7 protein-coding genes are annotated in these 6,499 nt (G+C 73.5%); 2 read left to right on the top strand and 5 right to left on the bottom strand.

Features of this window, described 5'->3' with window-relative positions:
• Together GWI24_RS38410 and GWI24_RS38405 are read left to right on the top strand one after the other, a co-directional pair.
• The coding region (locus tag GWI24_RS38410; RefSeq protein ID WP_210950668.1) for a glycosyltransferase at positions 1-1,805 on the top strand (1,805 nt) is incomplete at its 5' end.
• A gap of 99 nt (positions 1,806-1,904) precedes the next feature.
• Complete coding sequence (locus tag GWI24_RS38405) at positions 1,905-2,432, top strand: hypothetical protein (RefSeq protein ID WP_210950667.1); 528 nt, start codon at positions 1,905-1,907, stop codon at positions 2,430-2,432.
• Here the strand turns inward: GWI24_RS38405 and GWI24_RS38400 are convergent.
• Genes GWI24_RS38400 through GWI24_RS38380 form a run of 5 tightly spaced genes read right to left on the bottom strand, consistent with a single transcriptional unit; the run spans position 2,426 to position 6,395 of the window.
• A complete protein-coding gene (locus tag GWI24_RS38400) occupies positions 2,426-3,634 on the bottom strand; it encodes a PP2C family protein-serine/threonine phosphatase (RefSeq protein WP_210950666.1) in 1,209 nt (402 codons plus the stop codon). The two genes, GWI24_RS38405 and GWI24_RS38400, sit on opposite strands and share 7 nt — an antisense overlap.
• The gene (locus GWI24_RS38395) at positions 3,631-4,650 is read right to left on the bottom strand and encodes a SpoIIE family protein phosphatase (RefSeq protein ID WP_210950665.1); all 1,020 of its coding nucleotides are present in this window, start codon (positions 4,648-4,650) and stop codon (positions 3,631-3,633) included. The genes GWI24_RS38400 and GWI24_RS38395 overlap by 4 nt, the downstream gene beginning before the upstream one ends.
• A complete protein-coding gene (locus GWI24_RS38390; RefSeq protein ID WP_210950664.1) occupies positions 4,647-5,126 on the bottom strand; it encodes an ATP-binding protein in 480 nt (159 codons plus the stop codon). The genes GWI24_RS38395 and GWI24_RS38390 overlap by 4 nt, the downstream gene beginning before the upstream one ends.
• A complete protein-coding gene (locus GWI24_RS38385) occupies positions 5,110-5,520 on the bottom strand; it encodes an STAS domain-containing protein (RefSeq protein ID WP_198269279.1) in 411 nt (136 codons plus the stop codon). Before GWI24_RS38385 ends, GWI24_RS38390 begins: the two co-directional genes overlap by 17 nt.
• Entirely contained in the window at positions 5,517-6,395 is an 879-nt protein-coding gene (locus tag GWI24_RS38380) for an STAS domain-containing protein (protein WP_210950663.1), read from the bottom strand. Before GWI24_RS38380 ends, GWI24_RS38385 begins: the two co-directional genes overlap by 4 nt.
• Positions 6,396-6,499 lie beyond the last annotated feature (104 nt).

Here is a 6,499-nt window from a genome sequence, read left to right as displayed (position 1 = left end):
ACTTCAACGCGCTCACCGACGAGCGCGTCGCCGAGTACCTCGACCGCACCGACGCCGATGTCGTCATCGCCACCCGCCCCGGCCTGGTCATCTATCTCGCCGCGCTCGGCCGCGCCGGCCGCTTCCTGCGGATCGGCCAGGAGCACCGCCTCTACGGCACCCACCGCGCCGAGATCCGCGCCGCCTGCGACGCCGCCATCCCCCACCTCGACGCGTACACCTCCGTCTCCGAGGCCGACGCGGCCACCCACCGGGCCCACCTCCCCGGCGTCACCACCCGGCTGACCGCCCTGCCCAACGGGGTGCCCGCCACCGGGATCGAGCCCTCCGACGGCCGCGCCAAACTCGTCGTGGCCGCAGGCCGGCTGATCCCCGTCAAGCGCTACGACCTGCTGGTGGCCGCCTGGGAGACGGTGGCCGCCAAACACCCCGACTGGCGGTTGCGCATCTACGGCCGCGGCCCCCAACTCCCCGCGCTGCGCCGCCAGATCGACGAGCTCGGGCTGGCCGGCCACATCACCCTGATGGGCGCCCACTCCCCCATCGAGACCGAGTGGGCCAAGGGCGCGATCGCCGCCGTCACCTCCCGCGAGGAGTCGTTCGGCATGACGATCGTCGAGGCGATGCACTGCGGGGTGCCCGTGGTCGCCACCGACTGCCCGCACGGTCCGGGCGAGATCATCACCGATGGCCGGGACGGACTGCTGGTGCCGGTCGGCGACGCGGACGGGATCGCCAAGGGGCTGCTGACCCTGATCGAGGACGATGAACTGCGCCGCTCGATGGGCGAGGCGGCCCGGATCTCGGCGGAGCGATACGCACCCGAGCGCGTCGCGGCCGGCTACGAGCGGCTCATCGAGGAGCTCCACACCGCCCGTGCCACCGCGGCCCCGGCCCACCGGCGCCGTACGGCCGCGCCGTTACGGGGCCGGCCGGCCGGAGCGCCGCTGACCGGCACCCTCAAGGGCGCGGTCAAACAGCTGATCCGCAAGCCCCTGCGGCCCGTCGCGTCCTGCCGGGTCACCGCCGAGGGCAATCTGTCGGTGCTGCTGGAGCCCGCCGGTCTGCACGGCGGCGAGCTCGAACTGACCGTCACCCGCCGCAAGAGCGACGAGCCCCCCTTCCGCGTACCGCTGCTGCCCCCGGTCGGCGCCGCGCCGTCCGCGCCCTGGACGGCCACGCTCGACCGGGCGACGCTCGATCTCGACGAGGGCCGCTGGGATCTGCATGTGGTCCGTCCCTCCGACGGCGTCCGCCGCCGGGTCGGCTGCCGCTTCGCCGAGGGGCGCGGGCTGCTGGACCTGGAGCCGCTGCCCGGCTCCCCGTTCACCTGGTGGATCCCCTACTCCACCGTCGACGGCTATCTCGCCCTGCGCGCCTGGCGGCGCCCGGCGCACGCCGAGGCCCGGGTGATCCGCCTGGACGCCGAGGGGCTCGCCATCGAAGGCACCCTGCACGGGGCGCGCTTCGGGCCCGACGCCGCCCCGACCGCGGTGGCCACCCCGTCCAAGGGCCCGGCCCGCCCGTTCCTCACCGGGGTCACGGCGCTCGACGGCGGACGGTTCCGCTTCACCGTCCCGTACGAGCGGATCCGGGAGGCCCGTGACGGCGAAGAGGGTGCCGCCGGCTGGACCCTGACGCTCCATAAGTCCGCCCGGGGCGGGACCCCGATCCGGATCGGACGCATCGTCGGCGACATCGTGGACCGCGACAAAACGGACCTCTTTCCGATCACTCACGGTGTTCGCCCCCACCTCACCCGCACCGGTGACCTCGCCATCCTCTCCATCCCCACGGGGAATTGAGGGACTCGATCCCAAGGTGCCGTGTTTGCCGCCGATATCACCGGTAACACTCGGTGATACCAGCCTCGAGCGAGGAAAATCTCTGCGGAAGGCACAGCGATGTCAACAGTCACGCTCATCATCCTGCTGGCGGCACTGGCCGCCATGGCCGGCCTTGTGATCGCCCCCTCGGTGCGGCAGGGCCGCAAGGGCGAGCTGCCGGTCCGAAGCCTGCCCTCGGAAGCCAGGGAGCAGTACGCGGCGCGGTGGGCGGGCCTGCAGGAGCGGTTCGTGGACTCCCCCGGATGGGCCCTGCGCGAAGCCGACCGGCTGCTGGGCGCGTTGGCCGTCGACCGTGGCTATCCGGCCGAATCCGAGGAGAAGCGGATGGCCGCGCTGTCCGTCCGTCACCCCGAGGAGATCGACGGCTACCGCCGGCTGCACGCCATGGCGGCGCGGGTGCACGAGGGCGAGAGGGCCACGGAGCGGATGCGGGAGGCGCTGGTCGCGGCGCGTCCCCTGTTCGAGCAGCTGGTCCGTGCCCAGCCGCACGACGAGCGCCCGCTCCCGCCTCCGGTCCCCCGTCAGCGGGACCTCCGGCGGGGCCGTATCCCGCGGCAGCGCCTCGGCCCGGCCGCCGATCACTGACCGGTGAGCCGCACCGCCAGCGCGAGGGTGTCATCCGGATGCAGGATCACCGTGTGCATATCCTCCGCGATGGCGCCGGGGACCTCCTCCGTCGGGCTCCGCAGATGCTTGTGCGCGGCCTCGATCAGGCGCTTCTCGCCCTCGATCGGGTCCCGGCGGCTCTCGGTGAGACCGTCGGTGTAGAGCAGGAGGAGGTCCCCGGGGGCCAGCCGCTCGGTCAGCGGGGTCTCGCTGCCGGGCAGCGGAAAGCCGATTCCGCGCCCCCGGGCCTCCAGATACCGGGCCGCCCCGTCGCGGCGCAGCAGCAGCGCCGGCGGATGGCTCCCATTGGCCAGCCACAGCTCACCGGTGGCCGGATCGATCCGGGCGAGCTGCACGGTGGCCATCACCGACCGGTCGAAGGGGCGCAGGATCTCGTCGGTGCGGGCCACGATCGACTCGAGCCGGTGGCCCTCCAGGGCCAGGGTGCGCACCGCGTGAGTGACGTTGAGCGCGCTGCGCGTACTGGTCACCCCATGGCCCAGCGCGTCCACGATGGTGATGTGGACGGTGCCGTCGGGCAGCACGAACCAGTCGTACAGATCCCCGCCGGTCGGCGCGTCGGTGCCGGCCGGCTCGTAGTGCACGGCGAGTTCCAGACCGTCGGCCTTGATGGGCGGCGGACGCAGCGCGTCCTCCAGCTCCCGCAGGGTCTGGCCGTGCGCGGTGCGCAACTGCTTGTCCCGCTCGTCGAGCTGGACGTAGAGGGCGAGCACCCCGCTGTTGGTCTCCGCGAGTTCGTCCTTGAGACGGCGGTGCTCGGAGGTGAGCGCGTCGGCGGCGGCCACGACCGCGCGCAGCTCCTCCGCGGCCAGGGCGTCCTCGTCGGGCGCCTCGTCCGCGGCGTCCGACGGGGATGACGCCGGGAGGCGCCAGACCACCTCGCCCTCGGTCACCGCGTCGGGGGCCATCGGGAGATCCGCCGCCACCGGACCCGTACCGCCCGGTATCCGCAGCACCACCGTGAGCAGCCCCTCGTCCGGGGCGTACGCCCACTCGAGGCCCGTCTCCCGCCCGGCCCGCAGCGCCGCCCCGGCGGCCTCGGCGGCGGACAGCACAAGGCGCGCCCGGACCGCGGGGTCCAGGGTGTGCTCCCGGGCCAGCGCCCGAACGGCCCGGCTGAGCCCCGCCGTCGTGGCGCAGGTGAGGTTCCTCGTCGTCATGGAAGCCTTAAGGGGGACCTGGCCGCGAGCACCGTGGCGTCGTCGCGGACGCGGCGATGGCCATGGGCGAGTGCGGCGGACAGCAGGGGCGGCGGGAGGCGGAGCACGGACGGGGGCGGGTCGAGCGACCAGCGGGCGTCGATACCGTCACTGTGCAGCACCGCCGTACCGCCCTGGGGCAGCGGGAAGTCGTGGACGCGGGGGGTGGGCATTCCCCAGCCGACGATACCGGGCTGCCCGGTCAGCCGGTGCCGAACGCTGTCGTGGGTCAGGGCGAGGGCGCGGATGTTGCCGATGCCGCAGTAGTCGGCGTGCTCGGGGTACAGCCGCAGCACGCCCACGGCGGCCCCTCGGGTGTGCCGCAGGGCCCGGTTCATCCGGGCGAGCACCTCCGGCAGCGGCCGGTCGGGGTCGGCGTGGAAGGTGCGCAGCGCCGCCTGGGCCGCCTCGGCGGCGGGCCGGCCGTGGCCGAGACCGTCCAGGACGACCGCGGTGCGGGCGGAGTCCGTATCGACGATCGCGCGGGCGTCGCCACAGCCCTCCTCCCCCTCGGCGGGCAGACAGACCGCGCCCACCCCCTGCCACTCCGGCCGCTGCTCGCCCGGCGCGGTGAGCCGGGCGCAGGCCCAGGTGCCCGCGTGGGTGCCGTCGGCGCTGCGCATGCTGAAGTGGGTCGCCATCCGCTTGACGGCGCCGAGCCCGACCCCCAGCGTTCCGGAGGTGGTGTAGCCATCCGCGAGACAGCGCTCGGTGTCGTGCATACCGGGGCCGCGGTCCGCGGCGAGGATCTCCACCCCGTGGCCCAGCGGCAGCGGCTGGACGTAGAGCGTGCCGTCGCTGGCGTGCTTGTCCAGGTTGGTCGCCAACTCCGAGGCGATCACGGCCGCCTGGTCGGGCAGCGCCCCAGGCAGCTCGCACTCCCGGGCCACCTCACGCGCCGCCTCGGCGGCCAGATGCACGGCGCTGCGGTGGTCGACGCGCACCTGGACGGTGGGCGCCGTGAACGTATGGGTCACCGCACCGTCCAGCGGGTGACGACCACCACCGTGCCCTCACCCGGGCCGGTGCGCACCGAGAACTCATCCATCAGCCGCCGGGCGCCGCCCAGCCCGTGGCCCAGGCCCGAGCCGGTGGTGAAGCCGTCGGTGAGCGCCGCGTCGAGGTCGGCGATTCCCGGCCCCTCGTCCTTGACGACCAGCCGCAGCCCCCGCCGTCCGCGGGGATCGCGCGGATACTCCAGGGTCACCGTGCCGCCGCCCCCGTGGACATAGGCGTTACGGGCGAGTTCGCTGGCGGCCGTGACCACCCGGGTCTGGTCCACCAGGCCGAAACCCACCTCGACGGTGGCCGCGCGCACCGCATGGCGGACCGTCAGCAGGTCCTCCTCCGTGCGCACCGGATACGTGGCCGGCGCGGGCGGGCGCCGGCCATCCGTCCGCGAGGGCCTCTTCGGCCCGCGGGAGGCGAGGGTGAATTCACCGGGCAGTGCCACGTCGGGCCCCTTCCAGGGGCTGCGGGGCCTGACGCCACCCCAGCGCGGCCATGCCCTGCTCCGGATTGAGTGCGGTCTCCACCCCGACGAGCTCGATCCCCAGCTCCACCAGGGTGATCGCCACCGGCGGTCGCATCCCGGCCACGATCACCCGGGCCCCCAGCAGCCGGGCCACCGTGGTCAGCTCCATCAGCGTCCGGGCCACGAAGGAGTCGATGACCTCCAGCCGGGAGATGTCGATGAGCACCCCACGGGCGCCCTCGGCCGAGATCCGCTCGGTCAACTCCTCGGTGAAGGCGATGGCGGTCCGGTCGTCGAGCTCATTGAGCAGGCCGGTGACCAGGACGTCTCCCAGTCGCAGAATCGGAACGCCGGGCTGGGGCTGACCGGTCACCGGCCGTCTCCTTCATCACCGTCGGGCCCGGGCCCGTCGATCAGCTTGATCGCGGCGGCCAGCGCGTCGGCCAGCGTCGCCCGCGTGAGGATGGTGGACAGATCGATGCCGAGCTGGGCGATGGTCTGGGCGATCGAGGGGCGCACTCCGCTGATCACACAGTCCGCGCCCATCAGCCGCACCGCGTTGACGGTCTGCATCAGGTGCTGGGCGACGGCGGTGTCCACCGTGGCCACACCCGTGATGTCGACGATCGCGACCAGCGCCTCATGGTCCTGGATGGCCTGGAGCAGATTCTCCATCACCACCTGGGTCCTGGCGGTGTCCAGCGTGCCGATCAGCGGCACGGCCAGCACCTGCCGCCACAGCCGCACCACCGGCGTCGACTGCTCCATCAGCTGCTGGCTCTGCCGGCGGATGATCTCCTCCCGGCCCTCCACATACGTCTCGAAGGACAGCGCCCCGGCCACATCGAGCAGCCGGTTCATGAAGACGGCCGAGGCGAACAGCTCCTCGGCGTCCCGGGTGTCCCGCTGCACCGCCTTCAGCAGCGCCTCCTTGAGCGCGAGCACCGCGAGCGAGGTCGCCGTCGGGGTGGCCCCGGCCCGCGCCCGGCGCAGGGACAGCCCGACCACGGCCTCGTGCAGCCCCGGCGTGGAGGTCACCACCCGGTCCACCGGCACACCGCTGCGCAGGCCCGGGACCAGCGCCTCGATCAAGGCGTCGCCCTCCTCGCGGAGTTCGGCCTCCCCGATGTCGGTGTCGAGCAGGCCCTGCTCCATCTGCAGCTCGACCCAGCGATCGGCGATCTCCTCGCCGCGTTCCTGGAGCGCCCTGGTCAAGCGCTCTCGCACAGCGGCCTCGCTGGTACTCACGCGGTTCCCTTCGCGGTCGGCGACCGTTGTCGGTTGGCAAATTTTATCGATCTCCCGGGGGCCCCGGAAGTCGCATCATGCCGATCGCCGCCCCGCCGTGACCT

This window comes from Streptomyces sp. MK37H (genome assembly GCF_018035285.1).
Lineage (GTDB): Bacteria > Actinomycetota > Actinomycetes > Streptomycetales > Streptomycetaceae > Streptomyces > Streptomyces endocoffeicus.
Note: the sequence above shows the minus strand (reverse complement) of the source record. Positions and strands in the feature narration are given on the sequence as shown.

What these genes read in the sequence shown, in the direction of transcription:
- GWI24_RS38405 (WP_210950667.1), top strand. Translation starts at nt 1,905, where the DNA reads ATGTCAACAGTCACGCTCATCATCCTGCTGGCGGCACTGGCCGCCATG.
- GWI24_RS38400 (WP_210950666.1), bottom strand. Translation starts at nt 3,634, where the DNA reads ATGACGACGAGGAACCTCACCTGCGCCACGACGGCGGGGCTCAGCCGG.